This window comes from Oscillibacter sp. ER4, from assembly GCF_000765235.1.
Classification (GTDB): Bacteria; Bacillota; Clostridia; order Oscillospirales; family Oscillospiraceae; genus Hominicoprocola; species Hominicoprocola fusiformis.
This window is the reverse complement of sequence record NZ_JPJG01000053.1, coordinates 1-22,739: the sequence shown is the minus strand read 5'-3', so window position 1 is coordinate 22,739 and position 22,739 is coordinate 1. Positions and strand designations below refer to the sequence as shown.

Annotated in this window: 27 protein-coding genes and 1 pseudogene; 15 read left to right on the top strand and 13 right to left on the bottom strand. The window is 52.0% G+C overall.

Features of this window, described 5'->3' with window-relative positions:
- Nucleotide 1 precedes the first annotated feature (1 nt).
- From NI20_RS0108425 to NI20_RS0108420, 3 genes are all read right to left on the bottom strand, one after another.
- Nucleotides 2–922 carry a 4Fe-4S binding protein gene (locus tag NI20_RS0108425; protein WP_156108593.1) on the bottom strand — a complete coding sequence of 307 codons (921 nt, stop codon included), beginning with the start codon at nucleotides 920–922 and terminating at the stop codon, nucleotides 2–4.
- Nucleotides 915–1,067: a CD1871A family CXXC motif-containing protein gene (locus NI20_RS15065; RefSeq protein ID WP_156108592.1), complete on the bottom strand. Its 153-nt coding sequence runs from the start codon at nucleotides 1,065–1,067 to the stop codon at nucleotides 915–917. Before NI20_RS15065 ends, NI20_RS0108425 begins: the two co-directional genes overlap by 8 nt.
- A gap of 82 nt (nucleotides 1,068–1,149) precedes the next feature.
- Complete coding sequence (locus NI20_RS0108420; protein ID WP_033120962.1) at nucleotides 1,150–2,028, bottom strand: LysR family transcriptional regulator; 879 nt, start codon at nucleotides 2,026–2,028, stop codon at nucleotides 1,150–1,152.
- 108 nt (nucleotides 2,029–2,136) lie between these two features.
- Here NI20_RS0108420 and NI20_RS14195 point away from each other — a divergent pair, with 108 nt between their 5' ends.
- Both NI20_RS14195 and NI20_RS14190 read left to right on the top strand, forming a co-directional pair.
- A complete protein-coding gene (locus NI20_RS14195; RefSeq protein WP_052084533.1) occupies nucleotides 2,137–2,865 on the top strand; it encodes an MATE family efflux transporter in 729 nt (242 codons plus the stop codon).
- A complete protein-coding gene (locus NI20_RS14190; RefSeq protein ID WP_052084532.1) occupies nucleotides 2,843–3,493 on the top strand; it encodes an MATE family efflux transporter in 651 nt (216 codons plus the stop codon). The genes NI20_RS14195 and NI20_RS14190 overlap by 23 nt, the downstream gene beginning before the upstream one ends.
- 201 nt (nucleotides 3,494–3,694) lie before the next feature.
- On the opposite strand, the gene NI20_RS0108410 is transcribed toward NI20_RS14190, so the two are convergent.
- Complete coding sequence (locus NI20_RS0108410) at nucleotides 3,695–4,444, bottom strand: EFR1 family ferrodoxin (protein WP_033120961.1); 750 nt, start codon at nucleotides 4,442–4,444, stop codon at nucleotides 3,695–3,697.
- 332 nt (nucleotides 4,445–4,776) lie between these two features.
- Between NI20_RS0108410 and NI20_RS0108405 the strand changes: the two genes are divergently transcribed.
- Together NI20_RS0108405 and NI20_RS0108400 are read left to right on the top strand one after the other, a co-directional pair.
- The gene (locus tag NI20_RS0108405; RefSeq protein WP_081958438.1) at nucleotides 4,777–6,507 is read left to right on the top strand and encodes an ABC transporter ATP-binding protein/permease; all 1,731 of its coding nucleotides are present in this window, start codon (nucleotides 4,777–4,779) and stop codon (nucleotides 6,505–6,507) included.
- On the top strand, nucleotides 6,504–7,001 hold the full coding sequence (locus tag NI20_RS0108400) for an ABC transporter transmembrane domain-containing protein (protein ID WP_033120959.1): 498 nt from the start codon (nucleotides 6,504–6,506) through the stop codon (nucleotides 6,999–7,001). Before NI20_RS0108405 ends, NI20_RS0108400 begins: the two co-directional genes overlap by 4 nt.
- A gap of 261 nt (nucleotides 7,002–7,262) precedes the next feature.
- On the opposite strand, the pseudogene NI20_RS0108395 reads toward NI20_RS0108400, so the two are convergent.
- The 6 genes and pseudogenes from NI20_RS0108395 to NI20_RS15705 form a co-directional block, all read right to left on the bottom strand.
- Nucleotides 7,263–8,384 (bottom strand): annotated as a pseudogene (locus NI20_RS0108395) (recombinase zinc beta ribbon domain-containing protein); the annotation flags it as partial.
- 481 nt (nucleotides 8,385–8,865) lie between these two features.
- On the bottom strand, nucleotides 8,866–9,810 hold the full coding sequence (locus NI20_RS0108390; protein ID WP_033120958.1) for an IS3 family transposase: 945 nt from the start codon (nucleotides 9,808–9,810) through the stop codon (nucleotides 8,866–8,868).
- Between the two features lie 2 nt (nucleotides 9,811–9,812).
- The gene (locus NI20_RS0108385) at nucleotides 9,813–10,244 is read right to left on the bottom strand and encodes an HTH domain-containing protein (RefSeq protein WP_033120957.1); all 432 of its coding nucleotides are present in this window, start codon (nucleotides 10,242–10,244) and stop codon (nucleotides 9,813–9,815) included.
- Nucleotides 10,245–10,918: 674 nt separating this feature from the next.
- Nucleotides 10,919–11,842, bottom strand: a complete 924-nt coding sequence (locus NI20_RS0108380; RefSeq protein ID WP_242842965.1) for a DUF6508 domain-containing protein — start codon at nucleotides 11,840–11,842, stop codon at nucleotides 10,919–10,921.
- Between the two features lie 107 nt (nucleotides 11,843–11,949).
- Nucleotides 11,950–12,930 carry a hypothetical protein gene (locus NI20_RS0108375; protein ID WP_156108591.1) on the bottom strand — a complete coding sequence of 327 codons (981 nt, stop codon included), beginning with the start codon at nucleotides 12,928–12,930 and terminating at the stop codon, nucleotides 11,950–11,952.
- Nucleotides 12,931–13,155: 225 nt separating this feature from the next.
- On the bottom strand, nucleotides 13,156–13,374 hold the full coding sequence (locus tag NI20_RS15705; protein WP_052084531.1) for an EFR1 family ferrodoxin: 219 nt from the start codon (nucleotides 13,372–13,374) through the stop codon (nucleotides 13,156–13,158).
- Nucleotides 13,375–13,377: 3 nt separating this feature from the next.
- On the opposite strand from NI20_RS15705, the gene NI20_RS15700 reads away from it, so the two are divergent.
- Both NI20_RS15700 and NI20_RS0108365 read left to right on the top strand, forming a co-directional pair.
- Nucleotides 13,378–14,136, top strand: coding sequence for a hypothetical protein (locus tag NI20_RS15700; RefSeq protein ID WP_369699410.1), 759 nt, complete (start codon nucleotides 13,378–13,380; stop codon nucleotides 14,134–14,136).
- Nucleotides 14,133–14,900: a DUF6339 family protein gene (locus NI20_RS0108365; protein WP_033120956.1), complete on the top strand. Its 768-nt coding sequence runs from the start codon at nucleotides 14,133–14,135 to the stop codon at nucleotides 14,898–14,900. The genes NI20_RS15700 and NI20_RS0108365 overlap by 4 nt, the downstream gene beginning before the upstream one ends.
- 44 nt (nucleotides 14,901–14,944) lie before the next feature.
- Here NI20_RS0108365 and NI20_RS0108360 read toward each other — a convergent pair whose 3' ends face one another.
- Both NI20_RS0108360 and NI20_RS14600 read right to left on the bottom strand, forming a co-directional pair.
- Nucleotides 14,945–16,561 carry a DNA cytosine methyltransferase gene (locus tag NI20_RS0108360; protein ID WP_033120955.1) on the bottom strand — a complete coding sequence of 539 codons (1,617 nt, stop codon included), beginning with the start codon at nucleotides 16,559–16,561 and terminating at the stop codon, nucleotides 14,945–14,947.
- Between the two features lie 82 nt (nucleotides 16,562–16,643).
- On the bottom strand, nucleotides 16,644–16,874 hold the full coding sequence (locus NI20_RS14600) for a helix-turn-helix transcriptional regulator (protein WP_081958431.1): 231 nt from the start codon (nucleotides 16,872–16,874) through the stop codon (nucleotides 16,644–16,646).
- A 165-nt stretch (nucleotides 16,875–17,039) separates the two neighbouring features.
- Here NI20_RS14600 and NI20_RS0108355 point away from each other — a divergent pair, with 165 nt between their 5' ends.
- The 6 genes from NI20_RS0108355 to NI20_RS0108330 all read left to right on the top strand — a co-directional run bounded on the left by NI20_RS0108355 (nucleotide 17,040) and on the right by NI20_RS0108330 (nucleotide 20,266).
- Nucleotides 17,040–17,780, top strand: a complete 741-nt coding sequence (locus tag NI20_RS0108355) for a WYL domain-containing protein (protein WP_242842962.1) — start codon at nucleotides 17,040–17,042, stop codon at nucleotides 17,778–17,780.
- A 5-nt stretch (nucleotides 17,781–17,785) separates the two neighbouring features.
- Complete coding sequence (locus NI20_RS0108350) at nucleotides 17,786–18,133, top strand: hypothetical protein (protein ID WP_033120954.1); 348 nt, start codon at nucleotides 17,786–17,788, stop codon at nucleotides 18,131–18,133.
- 190 nt (nucleotides 18,134–18,323) lie between these two features.
- Nucleotides 18,324–18,950 (top strand): hypothetical protein, encoded by a 627-nt coding sequence (locus NI20_RS0108345; RefSeq protein ID WP_242842961.1) that lies wholly within the window; start codon nucleotides 18,324–18,326, stop codon nucleotides 18,948–18,950.
- Nucleotides 18,951–19,278: 328 nt separating this feature from the next.
- Nucleotides 19,279–19,488: a helix-turn-helix domain-containing protein gene (locus tag NI20_RS0108340; protein ID WP_033120952.1), complete on the top strand. Its 210-nt coding sequence runs from the start codon at nucleotides 19,279–19,281 to the stop codon at nucleotides 19,486–19,488.
- Entirely contained in the window at nucleotides 19,485–19,919 is a 435-nt protein-coding gene (locus NI20_RS0108335; protein WP_033120951.1) for a helix-turn-helix domain-containing protein, read from the top strand. Before NI20_RS0108340 ends, NI20_RS0108335 begins: the two co-directional genes overlap by 4 nt.
- Nucleotides 19,920–19,933: 14 nt before the next feature.
- Nucleotides 19,934–20,266 (top strand): 6-phosphogluconolactonase, encoded by a 333-nt coding sequence (locus NI20_RS0108330; RefSeq protein WP_242842960.1) that lies wholly within the window; start codon nucleotides 19,934–19,936, stop codon nucleotides 20,264–20,266.
- A 311-nt stretch (nucleotides 20,267–20,577) separates the two neighbouring features.
- Here the strand turns inward: NI20_RS0108330 and NI20_RS15060 are convergent, their stop codons facing one another.
- Nucleotides 20,578–20,832 carry a hypothetical protein gene (locus NI20_RS15060; RefSeq protein ID WP_156108590.1) on the bottom strand — a complete coding sequence of 85 codons (255 nt, stop codon included), beginning with the start codon at nucleotides 20,830–20,832 and terminating at the stop codon, nucleotides 20,578–20,580.
- Between the two features lie 142 nt (nucleotides 20,833–20,974).
- Here NI20_RS15060 and NI20_RS0108320 point away from each other — a divergent pair, with 142 nt between their 5' ends.
- The 3 genes from NI20_RS0108320 to NI20_RS0108310 form a co-directional block, all read left to right on the top strand.
- Nucleotides 20,975–21,667, top strand: coding sequence for a CAP domain-containing protein (locus NI20_RS0108320; RefSeq protein ID WP_052084528.1), 693 nt, complete (start codon nucleotides 20,975–20,977; stop codon nucleotides 21,665–21,667).
- An 88-nt stretch (nucleotides 21,668–21,755) separates the two neighbouring features.
- Nucleotides 21,756–22,067, top strand: a complete 312-nt coding sequence (locus NI20_RS0108315; RefSeq protein ID WP_033120950.1) for a DUF6809 family protein — start codon at nucleotides 21,756–21,758, stop codon at nucleotides 22,065–22,067.
- A partial coding sequence (locus NI20_RS0108310; protein WP_033120949.1) for an N-terminal phage integrase SAM-like domain-containing protein occupies nucleotides 22,067–22,739 on the top strand: 673 nt, incomplete at its 3' end. The genes NI20_RS0108315 and NI20_RS0108310, both read left to right, overlap by 1 nt.

Genomic DNA, 22,739 nt, shown 5'->3' with positions numbered 1-22,739 from the left:
TTTAATCTCCTTTTCTCTCATCAATGGTGGTTTTTTGCGATAGTTTTGAATATGCGCCGCCGCGGTCGAAGCCGTAGCGGAAGCGCACAGCCTGCGTCGGACAGGCGCTCACACATTTGCCGCAGCGGATGCATTCAGTGCTGTTGGGTGTTTTGCAGACGTCCACGTCCATCCCGCAGACCCGGGCGCACTTCCCGCAGGAAATACACTTGTTATGGTCAACCTGCATCGACAGTAGCGATACGCGGTTGAAGAGCGCGTAGACCGCGCCGAGCGGGCAGATCCACTTGCAGAACGGCCGGTAGAAAACGACGCTGAGCACGACGACTGTCACGAGCACGCAGAGCTTCCACGAAAAGAGCTTGCCGAGCGCCGCGCGGATGGGGGCGTTCGTCAGCGAGAGTGGGATCGCGCCCTCGAGCACGCCCTGCGGGCAGAGGTATTTGCAGAAAAACGGGTTGCCGAGCCCCGCTTCGTTTACAACAAGCACGGGAAGCAGGAAGACCATCACCACCAAGATGACGTATTTGAGGTAGGTCAGCGGCTTTAGGCGCTTGGTGGAGAGCTTTTTGGTCGGGATCTTGTGCAACAGCTCCTGAAACCAGCCGAACGGGCAGAGGAAGCCGCAGATGAAGCGGCCCAGCAGCACGCCAAGCAGGATGAGGATGCCGGTGATGTAATAGGAAAACTGAAATTTGGACGAGCCGACGACAGCCTGAAACGCGCCGATGGGGCACGCGCCCGCCGCTCCCGGACAGGAGTAGCAGTTCAGCCCAGGCACGCAGACGGTCTTGCCCGCACCGCGGTAGAGCTCGCCTTTGAAAAAGTTCGGCAGGTGGAGATTGGTGAGCAGTGCCGCACAGGCCTGTACCAGACCGCGCCAGCGGGCGAGCAGGGGGGAAAACGGTTTCTTGCTATCCAATGCCCACACACTCCAGACACAGCTTGACGGCCTTGTTCAGCACGACGCCCGCCTCGCCGCGAGATGCGCCGTAGACGAGGAATGCCGCGCTGAGCAGCAGGAGCAGTACCTGCGCCGTGGCCTTTTTGCTCAGTTGCTTACGCAAAAAAATCACCCTTTCTGTTTGCACTGTGGCATAGCCTACATGAGGGAAGTGAATGCATTATGAACGTGGTGCTAAGAAAATCTTAAGATTTTTCCGAGAGGAATTCCACAAGGTGAGGTTCCAAAAAATCGAGGAACGTCCGCGCGGCGGGGGAGAGGTCCGGCAGCGTCGCCGCGCCGATCTCGACGATCTGCGGCGGGTCGAGCGGCAGGATGCGCACGCCGCCCGACCAAGCGCGGCCATTGAGCGCGTTGTTCATGGCGAGGGCGAGACCGGCCTCGATCATCGAGTAGGTCGCAAGGGAATCCATCGTGGAAAATTTGAGATTCGGCGTGATGCCGCAGCGCGCGAAAACGCGCGCGTTGTCGATGTCCTTGTCGGGATAGGTCTCGATGTACGGCTCTTTGTCGAACGCCGCGACCGGCAGCGCGGGCAGCCATGCCATCGGATGCGCAGTGGGAACCCAGGCCGTCAGCTCATCGTAGCCGATGGGGAGCCAGTCGTGCCCACCCTCGCGCGCGGAGATGAAGCACAGATCGAGTTGGTGCGCGTTGAGCTGTGTGATCAGCTCTGTGCTGTACCCACCGCGCAGCTGCACCTGAATGCCGCCGTAGCGCGCGTGGAAATCCAATATGATGCGCGCGAGCGGCGAATAAAACGCGCTGTATGCCGTGCCGACGGTAACCGTGCCGACATCCAGCCCGCGCAGCTGCGCGGAGAGCTGGGCGCAGCTCTCGCCCGCGTGCAGTAGGTCGCGGATGGCGGGCAGCAGCTTTTCGCACTCCTTTGTCGGGCGAACGCCGCTGTGCTCGCGCAGCAGGAGCGGAACGCCCGTCTCCTCCTCAAGCGCCGCGACCATGCGGCTCACACCGGAGGGCGTGTATTGCAGCGCCTCCGCGGCGGCGGACAGGCTTCCGGTCTCAATGGCGCAGACGAGCGCGCGGTAGCGATCGAGTTCCATGGCGTTCTCCTTTGCGAAATTGTCAAAGATGGCTTGATGGATCATCGGTTTACGCAAAGTATAGCGCGGGTGTATGCTGTAGTCAAATCCTTGGAAATGGGGGAAACTATGGCACGCTCTTACGATTTGACGAGCGGCAGCATCCCGCAGCATTTGCTGCGTCTGGCCGCGCCGCTCATCATGGGCAATATTTTGCAGCAGCTCTACAATACGGTGGACGCCTTTATCCTCGGGCGCTTTGCGGGCGATTTGGAGTTCGCCGCTGTCGGCGTTGCGGGCTCGGTGATGAACCTCTTTCTCTTCATGATCACGGGCGCGTGCACGGGTATTTCCGTCATCTTCGCCCAGCTCTACGGTGCGGGTGAGCGCGAGCGATTCCGCCGCGAGCACTGGCTGTCACTCTCGTGCGGGCTGGCAGTGACGCTTGTGTGCAGCAGCCTCGGATTTTTGCTGCTCTCGCCGCTGCTGCGGCTCATCCAGACGCCAAGCGAGCTCAAGACCTTTGCGTCAGCGTATCTGACGATCATTTTAGCGAGCCTGCCCGCGGCGTTTCTCTACAACCTCGATGGCGCGCTGCCGCGTGCCATCGAGCGGGCGAACGCGGCGCTGATGGCGCTCGCCGCGGCGGTGACGGTCAATGTCGCGCTCGACTACTGCTTTGTTGCGCGCTTTCAGTTGGGCATCGCGGGCGCGGCGTGGGCGACGGCGGCGTCGCAGGCCATTTCGGCGGTGCTGTGCATCCTCTACCTGCGGCGCAAGGCACCGGAGCTCATTTTTGCCCGCGCGGACTGCCGTATGGATGGAGAGCTAGCTATTGAAGCAGACGGCGCATTTTAGCTTCGTCACGGCGCTGCACCAGTCGAGCCTGTACATCGGAAAGCTCCTGGTGCAGGGCGCGGTCAACACCGGCGGCACGGACATGATCTCCGCCTACACGGCGACGACGCGCATCGAGGGCTTTGCCAACTCGTTTGGCGACAGCGGCAGCGCCGCGACGTCCGTGCTCGTGGCGCAGAACCGGGGTGCTGGGAAGGAAGAGCGCGTGAAAGAATCGTTTCGCAGCAGCCTTTTTCTGATGCTTGCGATGGGGCTTGCGATGTCGCTCATCATGTACGTTAGCGCGAGCACGTTGGTCGGCTTTATGCTCGGGACGCGCAGCGGCGCGGCGTTTGAGAATGCGCGCGACTATCTGAAGCTCGTGGCGCTTTTCTACACGCTCTGCTTCACCGGCAGCACATTCGTTGGCTATTTTAACGGCATCGGGAAGGTGTCCGTCCCGTTCCTCGGTGCGACGAGCCACATCGCGCTGCGAGTCGTCCTCTCGTGGCTGCTGGTCGGCAAAATGGGCCTCCCCGCCGTCGCGCTGGCAACAGGCCTCGGCTGGGTGCTGGTCAACGCGCTGTGGACCTTTGTTAAATGGAGGATGGAGAAAAAGCAGAAAGCAGCAGAACGTGATATTATGTAAACATCAAAAGCCGCGCGCCCTTAGGCGCGCGGCTTTTGATAAGTTTTGTGAGGTATCGCCGCTGATCGAAATGCGCGGCAAAGGGATGACATTTTTGAGAAAGCACGAGGTTTTTGCCCATATGGGAAAACCATGTCGAAAGAGAAAAACTTTTGTAAGAGACGCGCTTTGCTTGCTGAACTTCTGTAAAGTGAAACCATTTTACAATTCTTCAAAATGGTAGCGCGGCTTGCCGGCGCTTTTCTTGCCATATTCGATGGCTCTTGTCGGGCAATAGCAGATGCAGGCCATGCACTGTGTGCAGTTGGTTCCCCAGACGGGACGGGCGTTTTGCAGTGTGATGTTATTCAGCGGGCAGAGCTTTTCGCATTTGCCGCAGCCGATGCAGACATCGCTTGCAGTAAAGGAATTTGCCTTCACAAACAGCGGGTAGAAAACCGGGTTCACCGCGCTGCTCGCGATGCGGTCGTAGAGTTTTTTGTGCGGCGGTGAGAACATGTGTCCTGCGCGGATCGCGGCGATCGCGCGGTCGATGAACGGCTCGGCTTTGGCGACGATTCGGCGCGCCTCCTCGACGGTTGGTGCGTTGAACATGGCGATGAAATTCTCCGGCATGACGATCTGCGCCGTGCCCATGTAGACGAGACCCTTTTTGCGGCAGAGCGCGCGGTTGTACTTCGCGGCGTTGCCGATCTCGCTGCCGCAGTCCATGACGAACCACGTTTCCCTCGCGCCGCGCAGCTCTGTTCGCAGCAGATGGTCGCGCACGATGCGCGGGATGCGCCAGGCGTAGGTCGGCATGACGAGGACGAGCCGTCCGTTGACGGCGAGTGGTGTTATGTCGCCTGATTTGATGCGGTCATTCAGGCTGATGAGCGTATCGTTCAGCGCGTGTGCGATGCGCTCGGCGATGTGGCGGCTGTTGCCGGTGCCGGTGAAATAGAGTACCATGGCGACCTCCTGTGTCTTTGCTCGAGCACTGCCCGAATATTGTATTGCCTCTATTGTACCAGCCGTGGCGCGCGCAGACAAGCGCTTTGTGTAGGAAAACCGGAGGAGTAAAGGGAATTGAACCTGAGAGAAAAATCGCCGCGGCTTTTCTTTTTTAACCGAAAGGGGCGAAAGAGGCGTATTGCCTCTCGTATACTTGTGTTTTCTGCATTTTCTGCTTGCGGAATGGGGGCGGATATGGTATCCTGAACCATGTGTCCGTCGGCCGTTTTCGACCGGCGGTTCACATTCTCTAACTAAACGGCCACCGAAAGGCAGGGCTTTTTCTTATGATGATCAACAAACGGCTCATCGGCGCGGTGCCGGAGAGCAAAAAATATATCGCGGGCAACGTCGCGCTGCAATGGTGCTCGCTGTGCGCGAACATCGCGATGATGAGCGCCGTGACGGCGCTGCTCGCCGCGCTGTTCGCGGGCGAGGTGACGCAGAGTAAGATCGTCACGACCGCCGTGATCGCGCTTGCAGCTGTCGCCGTGCGATACGGCTGTACCGTCGGCGCGTCGCGCATGGGGTATCTATCGTCCAAGGCGGTCAAGAAGACTCTGCGCGGCGTGATCTATGACAAGCTCCTGTGCCTCGGCGCGTCGTATTCCGAGCAGGTCAAAACGTCGGAGGTCGTGCAGGTTGCGGTCGAGGGCGTCGACCAGCTCGAAACGTACTTCGGCGCGTATCTGCCGCAGTTTTTCTACGCGCCGCTCGCGCCGCTGACGCTTTTTGTCGTGCTGTGCTTCGTGAGCGTGCCGGCGGCGGTCGTGCTGCTCGTCTGCGTGCCGCTCATCCCCGTCGCCATCGCGGCGGTACAGACATGGGCGAAGAAGCTGCTCTCGAAATACTGGGGGCAGTACACGGCGCTCGGCGACACGTTTCTTGAAAATTTGCAGGGCTTGACGACCTTGAAAATCTATCAGGCCGACGCCTTCAAAAATGATGAGATGAACGTCGAGGCCGAAAAGTTCCGCAAGATCACGATGAAGGTTCTTACGATGCAGCTCAACTCCATCACGATCATGGACCTCATCGCCTACGGCGGCGCGGCGCTCGGCGTCGTCATGGCCGCAACGCAGCTGCGCGCGGGGAAGATCGACCTTGCGGGCGCGCTGCTCATCATCCTGCTGGCGACGGACTTTTTCATCCCCATGCGCCAGCTCGGCTCGTTTTTCCATATTGCCATGAACGGCATGGCCGCGAGCGATAAGATTTTCCGCCTGCTCGACCTGTCTGAGCCCGCACACGGCGGCGTCAGCTGTCCCGCGGGCGACATTGTCTGCCGCGGCCTGCGCTTTTCCTACGAACCGGAGCGCGAAATTCTGCACGGCGTTGATCTGACGATCCCGCAGGGCAAATTTGTCTCGCTCGTCGGCGAGTCGGGCTGCGGCAAGTCGACGATCTCCGCGCTTTTGATGGGTAGAAACAAGGGCTACACCGGCTCTGTGGCAATCGGCGGCGCGGCGTTGCGCGACATTGAAGAAGCGAGCCTGATGCGCTGCGTCACCTATGTCAGCCACCAGAGCTATCTCTTCAAGGGCACGGTGCGCGACAATTTGTTGATGGGAAAACCTGATGCAAGCGATGGCAAGCTCTGGAGCGCGCTGACACAGGTCAACCTCGCGGACTTCCTCAGAGGGGAAGCGGGGCTCGACACCTTACTTTCCGAGCGCGGCGAGAACCTTTCGGGCGGTCAGCGCCAGCGCCTTGCGCTCGCCCGCGCGCTGCTGCACGACAGTCCGGTGTACATCTTCGACGAGGCTACGTCGAACATCGACGTTGAGAGCGAGAACGACATCATGGCGCAAATTCACGCGCTCGCGGAGCGCAAGACGGTGCTGCTCATTTCGCACCGTTTGGCGAACGTCACAGCGTCGGATGAAATTTACGTGCTGGAGCGCGGCAATATCGTTCAGCACGGCACGCACGAGGCGCTGCTGAAGCAGGGCGGTGCTTACGCCGCGCTGTGGTCAGCCCAGCAGGTGTTGGAGCACTACGGAGAGGAGGCGGCAAAATGAAAAAGAGAAGCGGTTTTACCGTCATGGCGCGGCTCATCAGACTCGTGAAGCCCCTGAGCGGCTACATGGTGCTCGCCATTTTGATGGGCCTTGTCGGCCACCTCTGTGCCGCGTTCATCACGATTTTCGGCGGCTTTGCCGTGTTTGACCTGCTCGGCTTCGCAACGCCCGTCGCGCTCAAGACGACGTTCGTCTGTGTGCTGCTCTTCGCGCTCGTGCGCGGCATCTTCCGCTACGCCGAGCAGTCCTGCAACCACTTCATCGCCTTCAAGCTGCTTGCGCTGATCCGCGACAAGGCCTTCCGCGCACTGCGCCGTCTCTGCCCCGCGAAGCTCGAGGGCCGCGACCGCGGCGACCTCATCTCCGTCATCACGTCGGACATTGAGCTGCTCGAGGTCTTCTACGCGCACACGATCTCGCCCGCGGCCATCGCGGCGCTGTTCACGCTCATCATATCTGGTGTAGTCCAGCTGGTATTTCTTGGCTATCCTTAAAAGATAAGTGTCAAGAGGCTGGCAGATTAGATTTGTGATGATTGGAGAGCTGGGAGCGCCCTGTGGTAAACGGCCTTGATAGCAGGTCAATTGTGCAAGCACAACAGCAACATCGTGCGGCAGTTTGAAACTGTTATTTTTTTCGAAATAGCCTTGAATACGTCCGAAGTGAAAACTGTCAAAAAAGTTTTCTAAGCAACGGTTTACAAGGGGCTACAAACGATATAAAGAAACAAGTGGGATGATAGAGTGGAAAGAGCGTCAGATTTTCCACTCTATCTTTACATAGTCGCTGGTTGCGCTGATTGATGAAATCAGGCCGTCAGCGGCTTTTCGTTTGTCCTCAAAGCTGATGTTCTCCCAATCGTCCAGATAGCCGGACAGCAATTCAATCTGCTGGGAGGATAGCGTTTCAACGGACAGGTCTGCAATCGCCTTGGACAGCGTTTTGCGGCGGTTGTCCAAGTCCTCGATTTTCTTGTTAGCGTAGGCAAGCAAGGTGGCGTTGGCCCCGGTCAGCGTATCAAGCAGTTTTTCAATCTCGGCTTCAACCTGTGCAAGCTCCACCTGATAGGCGGTGATCTTCGGGTTGGCCTTTTCTTCGCCGCCCCGGAGTAGCTTGAACTCCCGGAACTTTTCTCCCATAGCGGTGAAAATGAACTGTTCAAATTCATTCTTGCGGAGCGTACCGCACCCCGGACAGCCCTTGTGGTCGGCCCGTTTGGAACAGCGCAGATATTCATAGCCGGAGGGGTTGTGGGTCGTTTTGAGAGCGTACCCGCATTTCCCGCATTTGATTTTCCCGGCCAGCCAAGTGTTCCGGGCCTTGCGTCCGTTCTGGAAGGTGATGTTTGTCATCAGCTTCTTGCGGCACCGTAACCAAATGTCGGAGGGTACAAAGCCCTCATGGGGAGCAATCACAAGTATCTGGTCTTTCAGGCTTTTGTCCTTGTCCTCCTTCACATCCCGGCCCTGATAGAGATAGCAGCCATTTGTCCCGGCAAAGTCGGCGGCGTCATTGACTACCACCGCACCCTGACTTTTGAAGAACTCGTACAATTCCAAATCGGCCTGTGCATAGACCGGGTTTCGGAGTAGCTGGGACAAGAAGGGGCGTGTCAATGACTTCCCATAAATCTTGATACCCTGTTCCTCAAAATATCGGGTAATGTCTCCAAAGGAGGTTTCCGGCTCGGCATACATTTCAAACATCAGCCGCACATGGTTTGCGGCCACGGGGTCAGCCGCCATCATCTTTGTGCGGATACCCTCTACCACCGTAGGCTCCAATTCAAAGCCATAGGGGGCTTGGCCGCTCATGTGAAAGCCTTTCAGGCACCGGGAGTAATAAGCGTCTGTGACACGCTTCTGAATTGCGCTTCGGGATTTCAAAGGTGGTGTAATAACTATCCGGCTTTTTTACATAAAGAATGTGAGTTAGCTTGTTGCGAGGAACGCTCAAATAGTCCGCTAACTCATTTCTCGATTGGATATCACAGAATTTTTTCATAGGCACCTCCCCAGAGGGAGAGCGTGTGGCAACTCATTGCGCGAAAGGATAAGTCAACATGAGCTAACACAAGTAACATCATGGCAGGAAAGGGCAATACGCTAAAGCGCCACCCAGTTTAGTCAACACTTGCGAAACACAAGTACAAAATCTTGCCACACGCTCTTTGCAGACATAGAGCCTGCAGACAAATTATACCTGATTTCGACGCCTATTTCAATTCGAACCTGCAGCCTCTTGATACGCACACAAGTGGTCAAACTGTTTTTTCGTTCAAAAGAGGCGTTTTTTACCCCGAAATTTCCACACATTTGTCTCTAACTTTTTAAAGTGCTCCCCAAGTCAAGGACATTTTCATTTGACCCATAGCGGCAGCATACCGGCGGGGTACTCACCTGTGGTGATGTAGTGGTAATATTCGTTAGGGGATAGCTTCGCCAGATCCCACTGGCAGCGGTCGTTGTTGTAGTAATCCATCCAGCGGTCAATGGAGGCTTTGGCGGCCTCAAAAGACGTCCACCCCGGGATCTCACTGGCCAGCTCGTCCTTCATGTGCCCGAAGAAGCTCTCTTGGGGCGCGTTGTCCCAGCAGTTCCCTCTGCGGGACATGGACCGCCGCAGTGCGCTGTTCTCCACCAGCTGGATGAACTTCAAACTGGTGTAGTGGGTCCCCTGGTCGCTGTGGATCACGGTCTCCTTGCTCAGCGAGATTCCATGGTGCTTTACCAGCAGCTGGACCGTTTCCAAAACAAAATCCACTTCCAGCGATTCGCTCATCGCATAGGCCAGGACCTGCTTTGTGCAGGCGTCCAGGATCGTGGAGAGGTAGCAGAATCTGCCGCGGAGCGGGATGTATGTGATGTCCGTCAGGAGGATGGCTCTCGGCCCATGAGACTCGAATTCCCGGTTGACCAAATTCTCCGCGGCGCTGCCCATTCGGATGGATCGCTGCAATCTGCGGTAGGGATTCGGCTTTCGGATGGGGCAGGTGAGCTTGTATTTCCGCATCAGGCGGCGGATCTTCTTCACGTTCATTCGGATACCCATGTGCAAAAGCCGCATATGAATGCCGCGAACGCCCTTTACGTAGCCCCGGAACCGGTATGCCTCCAGGATCTGTTCGAATGCCGCCCGGTCCTTCGCCTCCCGAAGCTCTCTGTTTTTTTCAGAACGCACCCAGTTGTAGTAGCCGGAGCGGGAGACACCTGCCAATTCGCACAGGTCTTTCACGGTGAGGATGTTGTTCCGATCCGCCAACGCGGCGCGAATGGCCTCAAATCTCTCTCCGGCGCTGTCCATGGCTATTCTCCCGGCTTGCCGTGCAGCCGCATGACTTTTTTTAAGAACGCCATCTGCTGCTGGAGACACAAAATCTCCCGTTTCATGCGTCTGGCGGCTTCGTCAGACGGGGCGGATGCCCCCTCTGTCTGGTTGTTCTCGCCGCCTGATATACGCACACCGCCCCGGGTGCCCTCATGAAAGCCCTCCGGCGATCTGGCTTCCCGCCGGATGCGCTTTGTAGTATTGTGGATCCGCTCGAAACCCAGAACTTCCGTGTTATAGCCCAGCTTGCGGAAGGCGGCTGTGCCGGTGTAGCCCTGGAGACTGAGCGCCCAGAACGCCTCCTTGAAAGCGAGGGTGTAGGATATGCTGTCTGCCGTCACCCGCAGCGTGTAGGGGTTTGCCTGCAGATGCTTCAGTTCCTCTGGTGTGAATTTCTTCTTCGTGCCCATACAGCACCTCCGTTCGGTAGTTCTATCATAACACAGGTGCGGCGCTTCTGAACCTATGGGTCAAATGCGTGTCCGCCGAACGGGGCCATGGGTCAAAATCTCGTGTCCATTTTCTTGGGTACAGTTTAATTTCCTGTGTGGGTCAGGTTGTGGGTCAAATGAGAAAACGGCGGCAAATGGAGCTTGCCACCGTACTGCCTTTTTCGTTTTTTGACCCAGATTCTTCAGGAATTTATGGGGCCAACCCAAAACGGAAATATGAACTATTGATGCAGAAAAACCGCCGAAAACGGCGGCTTTTCCAAGAAATTTGGTCCGAGTGACAGGATTCGAACCTGCGGCATCCTGCTCCCAAACAATCCGGAAAAACTTTTTCCGGTCGTTTCTAATGGTTTTTAGTTATTTCCGCTCGGTTTTACTTACTCTTTAGGCATCTTTGGACCTGCGTTTTCCGGGTGTTCCGGCGCTGTCTGTGGTCATTTATGTGGTCAAAAACGCTTCCCGCCCCAAACCGGTGACTTTTTCACCGGCCCAGGACGGGAAGCATTTCGCGTTTCAGGTTGGTTGGATTGTAACTCTGAGCAAGGGATTATGCAAGTGGTTTCTGCCAAGAGCACAGCTCAAAGTTTGCGGGGCAATAAACAAAGAAAAGCCAGCCGATTTCCCTCTGCTGCTTATCCCCTCCAATTCGCAATGGGATAGCTTCCATTTTTCGCTTTATAGTCTGCCAAAAGCTGTTTTTCCCGTATTCTGCCATCTTCACATTCTTCATACGCCAGCAACAGTAAACCGGCATCCTCAATCTGCCAGATTGCCCGACCACCCTTATGGTTTGTCGCGTTGTTCCAACCGTAATTCATATACTGCTTTAGGCGCTGACGCAACCCTTTCTTACCATCTGCCTTTCCAATATAAAGGACTTCTTGATTTTCGCAGTTCAAGTATTTACTTGAAAGCATTTCCGCTGAATAGAGCGACGCAGAGCGATTATATATCTGCTCTGTAAAACGAATCGGCATCCCTACGGGACGAAGCACCCAGTAGACGCCTGATGTCTCAGGTATGTTTTCACATTCGCTGCGATAAAGGGTTTGCAACGTGGTGGCGAGAGATGAAGTAGGACAGACCAGTTTCAGACGTCGAAGCAGTCGCAGCATAATCCCGTCAGCAATGCTTTGATTTATAAGCGCTCCCTCGCAAAAATGATCTCTTCGAAAGTGCCAGGCAATACAGGCCAATACGCATAAATAGGGCTGTGTCTCCAGCCATACAGGGTCAGCGTCTGCAATGCTCCGCTCTTCAAGTTGCCAGCGCCGAATAACCTCTTGATAGTTTGAAATGACCAAGCCTTTTTCATATGCTCTGTCCACAAAGACATTCAAATCATGAAGCAGTTCTTCCTGTCCAGGATTGGAAGAATACACAGAATAGTGATGACACCATGCTTTCTTTTCCTGTGAGTTTTCAATTTGCTCCAACAGATCGATTGCCCAGTCCAAAAATGAGAATTCTGCCATAAAATCGCCTCCGACATTCAGTTGTCGTTCATCCAATCCCACCTTTTTGAGAATATCAGAGAAGTAGAGTATTTCCGTCACTTTTCTTCCTTTCACATATCGGTCGCTACAACAGCTGTACATAGCGGAGTTTTTCGTTTGAATTTTTCATAGCATTAAACAAGGAAGCGGGATTGTTAAGGAACGATTCACTTCGTCTCTTCCCGTTTTCTACTATGGTACTTTTTAGGAAAATACTCTTTTCCAAACTGCCATAAGTATTTATCAATTTCTTTCAGAGAAAACTGCGCTAAGCCGTAATAGGTTCGGAAGGCCATCAGTATCTCTTTGAATCTCTTGTAATCCTTTAATTCTTCTGTGCGGAAGCTAGTAAAACAGTCGCTGTTACGGAAATACCGAAGCACCTCATCTACATAGCTATCATAAATCGGGTATGCATCAGGGTTGTGGTGACTGCAGTATTTGCTGGCAAAGGAATACAGGCTCTTTTTCTTTCCATTGAACTCTACTATCCTTATATCATCAACAAGCGACTCGTCGCCTGCCTTCAAGCGCATATCAATATCTAAAGCCTTAATATGTTCGGCAACAGGATAAATAGAGAAGATGTTGGTGCTGTAAAATTGATTAAGCGTAGTCACCTTGAGGAGAATATCCGCAATATCTTTGTTCTCTGGTGCCAAATCAAAAAACAAACGATTCAGCGCACGTTCTTGCTCTCTGTAAGAATCCAGTTCTTCCCAGGATATCTGATAATGCATTACCGCCTGAACACTGGGAGTGGGAATACCAGCATATACAGTTTTTGCCTTTCCGCTCTTTTCTTTTTGGTCTGCGTGCTTCTTGGGGATTTCAGGGATCTCTCCATCCGAGTAGAGAAATCGTCTAAACCGTCGCAACTGTGCCATATAACTGTTAATGCTTGAAGCGATATTGCCTTTCGATTTCGCGCTTAAAACGGCCTGTAAATGGGAAATCGCTTCCGTTTCAAAATTTTCGGATTGAAGCATCGCCCAAAAATCCAGAGACTCATCATGGCGCAGCAAATAAAATGCATCTGACCGAGATGTTTGGACAGTGAGTGGAGATAAATCCTGTGCTTTTAAGTATTCCGTATATCGATCCCGGATTTCTTCAAAGGACATAGCTTTTATTTGATCAAAAAACACATTACCCACCTCGATTTTCAATATTTGTTTCTAAAAATCAAACTCCGGAAAAATCCAAAAAAATAAGCCAAGCAAAAAATGCAGCATACAAATACCTCCTTACAGGAAGCAGGATATTAAAATAAGTGTCCAATAAAACTTCCTGTAAAATCCTGTATCGATAGTCACTGCTTACAGAGCGGTCAGCATCTTCTGGGATACCGTGCGATGGACTTTTTCCCCTTTTTAAAGCGCCTCAAAATGATACCTGGGCTTGCCAAGGCTCTTTTTGCCGTACTCGATGGCTTCCACAGGGCAGCGGCAGATGCACGACATGCAGTGGGTGCAGTCGCCGCCCCAGACAGGCTTGCCGTTTTGGATCGTGATGTTGTTGGTTGGGCAGAGCCTGGCACACTGACCGCAGCCGGTGCAGGCATCGCCGGCCGCAAAGGCATTAGAGTTCATTTCTTGGCTACGCTTACAAGCCCCTCCCTTAAGGCCCTCATCCAGGAGGGGAAAGCAAAATATGTATATCACATGGAATGTGCTCAGACAGGCTTTAGGCAGGTACTTATTACCAACAAGATTGACGATAGTTATTTGCTCTCCAACAAGACTGTAAGTGGCAAATTGCAGATTTGTCCTTTCATTGTTGCCGTGGAAGATATTCCAGCATATACCGCTCAGGAGTTTCATGACGATTACGAAGGGCAAACCTTCAGTGTAGAGATGGGTTGCGTGATGGCTGTCGGCCGCATGGTGACCGCCGATATCAGCAAGGATATCGATGATTTGGCCAACACCCCATCGGTATTTAGCATCATACGAAACGCAGATGCCACCTGCAGACAGATGCTGGTAGATTATTCAGGCAGAAAAATTATCATTAAGCTTCCGCTTGAGGATTACTATAGCTATAAATCCTTGTGTAGCACACCGCAGGCTCAATCTATCTTGAATTCTCTGACAATCATACCCGCTCTTACTTACGTTCTTGCTGATATGAAGATGCTATCCATAGAAGAGCGAATTGAGAACCGAGACAATCTGTGGTACAAGACAATAAAGAGGGCACTTTTGTCGCAATTTGACTGTGATATTGAAAGCGCAGACTTCAACAACCAGAATACTCTCGAACTCGCTCAGAAACTTATTAATGACCCAATTTCTGATGCTTTCCATATGCTTACAAGTAGTTTTGGGATGACAGGAGGCGATGACGAATGAAGCTACAGTTTGTAAGCTATGATGGTCTCGATGCCATAAAGGCTAATCTAAACTCCTGGGCGGAGAATTTTAAGTTTGATTCCTCCGCTTGGCTTGAAAGAGAATTTGACAACGCGCTGTTTTTAAATACGAAATACGGTGAAATTCCGGACTTTGCACTTGATATGACCGCTGATAAGCCGTTTTTCACCGAGGCATCGAATGCCCAAAAAGTATATGAAAACCTAAAGTTTCTGTCCGATTCACAAGCTTCGGATGAACGCTTATGGGCAGGCCTATGCTTAGGGCCATTTTGGAAGTATGTTCAGTACAGATGGGATATTTGCAAAAAGGCAACTCCAGCAAACATTCTTCAACACTACTTCTTCGGGTATGGTCCCCGCCGTTCTTTGACGAGAAATGCGCTTTCCAGATTATGGTGGATTGGACGGCTCACCTACGATGAAACCAGGACTGATCCATATGAACTTACAAAACTGGTATGTGAGAATTCTGACTACATTATGCACATTCTTGAACGTAATACATCGAATAATCCGATGATTATCCGTTCTTTCCTGGGGGCAGTTCTCGATGCACGGAACGAAGGCTTGAACATCAATACGGACACGGTTGGCGAACTCTCAAAATATCTCAACCTGCTTGGGGGCATCTATATTCTTGATTGCCTTCCGGCTGAAAGAATCCATGATAAGATTCTGGAAAAAGCACGTGAAATTGCGAAGGCTGATACTGCCAATGTGGTGGTAGGAGCATCTGCATAATAAATGAAATGCCGAAATGGTCGCATAAACCATTCCGGCATTTCTTAGTTCTCATCTTTACAGTTGGAATCAAGTATGGGCAACAGGCTCTTAGCAATTGCTTTTGCTAGTATTGGTGGAACTGCATTACCAACTTGCTGATATTGTGAATCCTTTGTGCCTTCAAAAACGAAAGTGTCCGGAAAAGTCTGTAGCCGCGCAGCCTCTCTAATTGATATGGCACGGTCAAGTTCCGGATGAATCCACATAGATTTTCTCACATTTACCACTGTGCCAGACGGTTCGTTATAACGTAGCCTCATGTAAATTGTATTCTGCGTCCTATCAGCATTACTGTAGGTTGTTTTCAGCGAAGGATCTAGGTCATGGAAGTTTTGTCCTTCCTTCAATGCTTCAAATCTTTTCTGTGCAGTTTCCTTGGTTGCCGTACAGACATGATTATAGAGTATTTTCCCGCGTAACTGTCGACCTAGTTCTGTCAGTGCAGGACATTCACCTAGTACTATGGGTTTTGCAGCTACTTCTGTCGAAACAGGTATATCCTGTAAATCGGATATCGCATCATACACAGTCCGATAATTATCAGTAAATTCAGCTTTTGGAAGAATGTATTCTCCAGCCATTTCAGCGGAAATACCGACAATTATAAATCTCTCTCGCCGTTGCGGTGCACCATAATCGATGGCATTCAGGACCTTTGGCTCAAGTCGATAATTATAAGGAGCATTCTCAAGTATTCCCTTGATATAATCAAGAACTGCATATGACTTAACAACAGCTACCACGCTACCACGGTCAAGTTCATATCTAAACACATGAATATTGTTCTCGTTGATTTCTTGCATCCGACTTAGCATTCGTTGCAACATCAGGGCTTTTTCAATGTCTCTAATAAGGCCCGCAAAATTGTCTGTCCCATCATTCTCAATATATTTGAGGATGCTTGTTGCCATCGTAGCATCCCAAAGCTGAACAAGAGACGGATTCTCTTCTTCAGTTCCGCCTTTTAGTACGGAAAGCTTTGAAATCAGTGTTTTCTTATACTTGCCCACAGCCTTTGCAAATTTCGGTGGATTTATTCTATTGCGATATAGTAGGTTGATGATTTTATAAAATTCCTCTGTCCAGGCGTAGGAAATCACATTTTGCAGTTGTTTCGCAAATTCAAGCGCCTCAGGAAACGATGCTGATTCCGGAAGAAGTTCTATTTTATCTTCCTGCATATCAAGATCCATGACCCGTTGATCCAGGAGATCGTTTTCATCGACAATAAACCTATGCAGATGCGAACGTAGCATTGCCACATTCTCCATTACAAATGCTTTCGGTTTTAATTCACAGATGGCACGAACATACTCCTTCACAAGATGATTATTCATGCTGACGATAGTAGTATGCTGACGGTTTGCATTAGAGAACCCCTGACACGGAGGACCTCCGATGACAACGTCGATATCTCCCAAAGACTCTAATAATTCTTGATAGTCAATTGTCCTGACATCAGAATACAGTCTGGTATTTTTGTGATTTCTCAAATATGTCTTTCTGGCATTCGAATTGTTCTCCGCCGCAGCAACTATGGAAAACCGACCAGTTTGAGAAAAACCAAGGCTGAGACCGCCCGCCCCGGAGAATAGGTCCACGACCTTATAGGTATTAATAGCAATCCCTCCTTCGTAGCCGATACGCTAGTATCCGAAAATAATCGTGTTATCTATCACTCTGAATCCTGATAAAGTCAAGTCATTTTGGGGCTTCTTCGGGAGGAGTACTTTCAGATACATAAGACATGATGTCACCATAGTCGCAATGGAGAACTTCACATATACGGCCGAGAATGGATAGATTGACATTTTCGTCTCTTCGCAACTTTGTCATCGTATTTGGCGCTATAGCTGCTGCTTTTCGCAAATCAGGAGTGCTGACTTTTTTATCAATCAGTAGTTTCCAGAGTTTATTATACGAAACTGCCATGATTACGCCCTCCCTCTGATATAACTCACTGAAAGCTTAGATTAGCAGATTTTATCATAATTTTCAAGAGTCAATCGCAAGTTTTTACGATTTGACGGCATCCATAGTTCAGTCGGGTATTATGTTGCCCATCGGAATTTTGAACTTCCGGAGCTGAAACTGCTGGTGGACAGCGTCCAGTCTTCCAAGTTCATCACCCACAAGAAAACGGCCACGCTGATCAAGAAGATCGAGACGCTGGCCAGCATTCATGAGGCCCAACTCCTGAATCGTCAGGTATTCGAGAAAAACCGGATCAAGACCATGAATGAATCCATCTACTACAACGTAGATGAGATTCACAACGGCATATCGAAGAACAGGAAGATCCGTTTTCTCTACTTCGAGTACAACGTCCAGAAGGAACGCCAGTATCGCAGAAACGGAGCATACTACGTGGTCAGTCCCTTCGCTCTGACCTGGGATGATGAAAATTACTTCATGGTCGCCTACGACTCAGATGCTGCCATGATCAAGCACTACCGCGTGGATAAGATGGAGAAGATCTCCATCTTGGAGGAAGATCGCGACGGCCTGAAAGCCTATCAAGCACTGGACATGGCGATCTACGCCCGGAAAACCTTTGGCATGTTCACTGGAACGGAGGAACATGTGGTTCTCCGGTTTGAAAACCATCTGGTCGGCGCCGTTTTGGATCGGCTGGGTCGGGATGTCTTTATCGTTCCGGACGAACCGGACCACTTCACCGTCCGGACGGATGTGATCGTCAGTCCGCAATTTTTCGCCTGGATGCTAGGATTTGGAAAAAGTGCTCAAATCGTTGGACCGACAGAAGTCGTATCAGGCATGAAACGGCACATTGACTCTGTTTCCAAACTGTATTTGTCTGCTGAATCAAAAGGGTAAGAACAATGACTATTTTCAGAATTGTGCTTTGTTTTGTTTTTCTCTATGTAAACTACATCCTCATCTCCGCCGGGATCAAGGCCGGGGAATTCGCCGTATTCCTGGGATTCTTTGCAGCCCTAGTATTTGATATCGTAACCGCACCGTTCTGCTTTTCACTCGTTCGGTCTATAAAAGGAACATCGAACAATACTTCCCAAGATAAGGGTGATACCAAGAATAAGGACAAGCCGGCCAATACTTCCACATCTCAGCCTCGCACAATTCGCTGCCCAAACTGCGGAGCGCAGGCCAACGTGCGAGGTAACCAGTGGGAGTGCGGCTGGTGCGGTGATTACGGCAGGCTTCGTTAATTGTTAATCGAAGTATGTCCCTCTTCTCACAACATGCCTGCTTTACTGCAGGGGCCGTACCATTTACAATTGTATTCTCTGACTATATACTGAGCAAAAGAAACTGTACGGAGGCGATAGGATGGCGGACAGGCGAATTTACGCCGGGTACTACCAGCGGTATGACGGAAAACTGATTTACGTAGTCTCCATGGCAAAGGACGCAGACAGCGGTGAGGATATCGTAATCTGGACGCCATTCACCTACTCGGAAACTCACAAATACTTCACCATGAGCAAAAAATCCTTCTGCGAATATGTGGTAGTCGGCGGCAAGCGCCAGGCAAAATTCAAGCGTCAGACTCAAATGAAGATCCGCGATTCCACAATCGAAGATTATAGGGCGGAGGGTTTCCGTGGCCCCATACGAAAAGAATCCTTCCGCTCAAAAAATGAGTACGATAAGTGGTATCAACCACACTTCTCCACTTACTACGAATACGCAAAAAGTCTGTGTGAGCAGCATGGCTTTCTCCTGCGGAAATACCAGCTCTGTATGGCAGAGAAGGACTACATCGGAATATCCAAAGAGGACTTTCGGTCACTCAAAGAGGATCTGATTTTCTTGAAGCACTGTCTGAAAACAGTGTTGCAGGATTATGAAGGCTACTTTGAGGAACGGTTTGTGACAGGCTTGTCCATCCGCAAATACGCACAAGCTCACGGCCTCAACCGCGGCAGCGTCGACTATTTGCAAAAGAAATTTTTCACCGCATTAGCCCACGAACTGAAAGAACGGGATGAAGCACAAGGTAAAAAACGGATTCGCACGACATAATGTTTAACTAAATAACAGGCACCTAGGAGCCTGCCGAATACGGCAGGCTCCCTTTTTTATGTCGAAATTATGTCAAATAGGAGTAATTTCCTTTGAGGGTATGAGGGGAGAAATACTGGCGGAATGGCATCTATAGGACGGTCAATTCCTGCGACGCTGTAAACAAAGAAACGCTCAAAATCTCGGATATAGTTGGCACTGGAGGTGTTCAATTTGAAATTCATACCGCGATTTTTATAAAGCTACCCGTACAAATCGCAAGTTTCTATCGGCTGAAATGAGTTGAAATTAATTTGGTCACCAACCTTTTATCAAGGAGGTTAAAAACATGAGAAGATCCATGTACAAGAATTTTGAAGAGCTTCCGCTGTTCCTCAACGCGGAAATCGTAGCCAAAACATTAGGTGTGTCACCTTCCACTGCCTACGAGCTGATGCACGAAAAAGGCTTCCCTTCTCTGCGCATCGGCAACCGCATCGTAGTTCCTAAAGAAAAGTTCCAGCAGTGGGTGGAGGAGCAGATGAGAGGTGCCAAATGAAGAAAAAGAACTGGACAACGTGTGATCCTATCAAGAATTATTTCCCTTTGCCCAATGAAATTTATCAGCTGGGCCTGTCCCCGGGAGCCATCGCAGTCTACGGATACCTGCTCCGCATTGAGGACCGTACCACCTACCAGTGCTATCCCAGCTACGGTACCATTGGCAGTGCGGTGGGGATGAGCAAGAACACGGTTCGAAAATATGTGGCAGAGCTGGAGGAGCGAAGGCTCATCCAAACGGAACCGACCTCCATCACCACAGTAGATGGGCGCAAACGCAACGGAAGCCTCCGCTACACGATCCTCCCTATCCAGTTCTCCATTGAGCAGTTTTATGAGCGTCAATTCAATGCCGCAGAGCGGGCTCAAGAACGGCAGCGAGCGGAAAAGCGTAAGGAACAGAATGCGCAGAAGGGGGGTGCGGAATGATGTGGGCGTCAATCATGGATGAGATTATTTCACAGGAACCCACGCTGTCAGTCCGGCGCACACTGGATGCCAAGCACTACATTCTCAACCGTTGGAACGAGACCCACGACACGCCAATAGATAAATCGGCGGTGATGCTTTTCCTCTGCGATGAACGGTGTGGCAGCCTCACTGACGAGCAGCGATCCTTCGCAAAAGATGGGAGGGCAACTATCTATGCCAAATATCGTTCCGCCGTGTTCCGCCTCTTCCTGTATCGGGAAATGCTGCAAACACATCAGGTATCCGGACTGGAAGATTTCTTCCGGGTACTCTCTCCGCCGGACATCCTGCAATCAGCGGGCTGAACGCCCCGCGTTTGCCCCTGTGAGCCGCTGTGTGGCCTCGCAAGGGGCCAGGCGGCATCCGTGGACACCCGAAGGGCGAGCGACCAGCACAGGCGGTTTGTCGGGGAATCGTCGCCTGAACAGAGGGCGGTTTTTAGGCGAAAAAACAAAGCAGGAGAAAGCGCGTGGGTCGTAATGACCCCCGCGCAGCCACAAACGCCCGCAGTGCGGGCGTTTGTTCAGTACCAAAAGTGGGTTGCGGCGAGGCTTTAAATGGCCAAATTGTGTCGTGTAGGCCACAAAATCCCGAAACAGCAAGGAAAAACAGTGTGTTATGACCACTGAAACAGGATGTTATGAATGTTGAAAAGGGAAAAATCCACCCTGCGCTGTGAATCGACAAGGAGGCCCTGAAGCAGATACAAAAATATTGTATCGGTTCCCGGCAGGAACAATTGCTGTTCCGGCTGGTGGTGGAGGTCAGCATGATGGGCCGCATCATCGCAGCCGATACTGCAATGGACAACGAAACGATTGAGCGGCTCCGTGCCAAATGCGTCCAGGATACCAAGAAGACCAACGGCCAAATCTCCTTCCGGGATGCGCTTCGATTCTGTGACCTGATTTCCTGAACCGTCAGTTCTTCGCCTTTGGATTTGGTACTTATAGAACTAGCTATTCAAAATACTTTGCGGTATTGTGTGTGGCTAAAGAAGGAGGCGGCAGACCATGAAAAAAGAAATCATGCTGATGACAACAGGAATTTTTGTGGGAACACTGCTCTGCCATGGCGGCGGAGCGGCGGCAGCCGGGACGGTCGCGGAACCGTCCTGGCAACCCATCTTCGTAAACGGAGTGCAGGTGCAGATGGAGGCTTACAACATCCATGGCAACAACTTCGTCAAGCTCCGGGACATCGGGCAGGCAGTGGGCTTCAACGTGTATTGGCAAGACGGCGTTCGGGTGGACAGCGCTTCTCCGTATACCGGCACGGCACCTTTACAAGAAACATCCGTCTCTCCTACAAACCAGGAACTCCGCGAGGAGATGGTACGGCTCATCAATCAGGTACGCAAAGAGCATGGCGCAGCGGCATTGGTAACCGCCCAGGCTCTGATGGATGCCGCGCAGGATTGCTCCACGCAAATGTTCACTTCGCACCATAACCGGGCGGAATGTGAAGCCGTGGCGGCATCCGGATACCCCCACGGCTTCGGTTCCAACCTGACGGTGTTCACTGTCACGAGTCTTGAAAAAATTCCTGAAAAGGCTGTGGCAAACTGGGAGAACTCCCCCGGCCACCTGGCAACAATGATCGACCCGGACTGCGATACCGTCGGCGTCGGCATCACCGTGAGCAACGGAAAAGCATTCTGCTATATGTTCGTGGGCAAGCCCGGAACGCACAACCCCTATGTGTGAATTGATAACTTTCTGATAACACTTGCCCCGACACATAGCTATTGCTTCGTAATTGCGGTATGGTGTGTCGCTGACAGGAGGCGATTTGATGTACGAATACATGAGAGGACTGCAGCGGCAATTCTTCAAAGAACCGGACTTCCCGGAACTGCGGCAGGAACTTAATGAGCTCCACCGGGAACTGACGGAGGACAGGCCCAAAGATGAGCGGCGTAAGCTGCTAAAGCTGGTAGACCTGGAAGCAGAGCTGCGGGACGAGATCTCTCTCGCCAGCTTTACGGCAGGCTTCCGTCTGGCGTGGGGCATTATCAGTGAATTGAACATAGAGCCGCCCTACTCCTTCGCTGAGGAAGAAGAGCGCAGAATGGGGCAGCTTGCAGACTTAAGGAGGGATGACTAATGGCAAAGCGCAGGCCGTCCGGTGACGGCATGGTGCGCAAACGCGATGACGGTCGCTGGGAAGGCCGCATCGTGGTGGGCCACAAGAAAAACGGTGACCCCATCTTCCATCACGATTACGCAAACACCCAAAAGGAGCTGACGGACAAGCTCCATCAGAGTATTGAGCGCTACCAGGATGTGGAACTGACCGAGGACAGCCGCATGACGCTGGGCGAATGGCTGGATATCTGGCTGGAGGAGTACAAGGAAGGCACTATCCGTCCCAGCACCATGAAATCCTACCGTCAGTTTATCGACTGTTACATCAAGCCACAGCTGGGCCACAAGCAGATGTCCCTCATCACCGGTCAGGACATCCAGCGGATGTACCGCCGTCTGAAAAAAGAGGGGCGTATCCATGAGCATACCGAGGATGGAAATGAGCTCTCCGACGCCACCGTCAACCACATCCACACCATGCTCCATGGTGCCATGAAGGACGCGGTGCAGGCGCATATCATTCCGAAGAATCCCACTGAGGGGCCGACGGCCCCCAGGCCAAACTACAAGCCCAAGCGCATCCTGAACGAGCAGGAGCTGGACACCTTCATGGGGACGATTCGACAGGACGAGGTCTGGTATGAGTTCTTCTACACCGAGCTTATGACTGGACTGCGGCGGGGTGAGATTT

Coding starts and splice junctions, on each gene's coding strand:
- NI20_RS0108420 (WP_033120962.1), bottom strand. CDS start 2,028: ATGGAACTCGATCGCTACCGCGCGCTCGTCTGCGCCATTGAGACCGGA.
- NI20_RS14195 (WP_052084533.1), top strand. CDS start 2,137: ATGGCACGCTCTTACGATTTGACGAGCGGCAGCATCCCGCAGCATTTG.
- NI20_RS0108410 (WP_033120961.1), bottom strand. CDS start 4,444: ATGGTACTCTATTTCACCGGCACCGGCAACAGCCGCCACATCGCCGAG.
- NI20_RS0108405 (WP_081958438.1), top strand. CDS start 4,777: ATGATCAACAAACGGCTCATCGGCGCGGTGCCGGAGAGCAAAAAATAT.
- NI20_RS0108400 (WP_033120959.1), top strand. CDS start 6,504: ATGAAAAAGAGAAGCGGTTTTACCGTCATGGCGCGGCTCATCAGACTC.
- NI20_RS0108390 (WP_033120958.1), bottom strand. CDS start 9,810: ATGGACAGCGCCGGAGAGAGATTTGAGGCCATTCGCGCCGCGTTGGCG.
- NI20_RS0108385 (WP_033120957.1), bottom strand. CDS start 10,244: ATGGGCACGAAGAAGAAATTCACACCAGAGGAACTGAAGCATCTGCAG.
- NI20_RS15705 (WP_052084531.1), bottom strand. CDS start 13,374: ATGAACTCTAATGCCTTTGCGGCCGGCGATGCCTGCACCGGCTGCGGT.
- NI20_RS0108365 (WP_033120956.1), top strand. CDS start 14,133: ATGAAGCTACAGTTTGTAAGCTATGATGGTCTCGATGCCATAAAGGCT.
- NI20_RS14600 (WP_081958431.1), bottom strand. CDS start 16,874: ATGGCAGTTTCGTATAATAAACTCTGGAAACTACTGATTGATAAAAAA.
- NI20_RS0108350 (WP_033120954.1), top strand. CDS start 17,786: ATGACTATTTTCAGAATTGTGCTTTGTTTTGTTTTTCTCTATGTAAAC.
- NI20_RS0108345 (WP_242842961.1), top strand. CDS start 18,324: ATGGCAAAGGACGCAGACAGCGGTGAGGATATCGTAATCTGGACGCCA.
- NI20_RS0108340 (WP_033120952.1), top strand. CDS start 19,279: ATGAGAAGATCCATGTACAAGAATTTTGAAGAGCTTCCGCTGTTCCTC.
- NI20_RS0108335 (WP_033120951.1), top strand. CDS start 19,485: ATGAAGAAAAAGAACTGGACAACGTGTGATCCTATCAAGAATTATTTC.
- NI20_RS0108330 (WP_242842960.1), top strand. CDS start 19,934: ATGGATGAGATTATTTCACAGGAACCCACGCTGTCAGTCCGGCGCACA.
- NI20_RS0108320 (WP_052084528.1), top strand. CDS start 20,975: ATGAAAAAAGAAATCATGCTGATGACAACAGGAATTTTTGTGGGAACA.
- NI20_RS0108315 (WP_033120950.1), top strand. CDS start 21,756: ATGTACGAATACATGAGAGGACTGCAGCGGCAATTCTTCAAAGAACCG.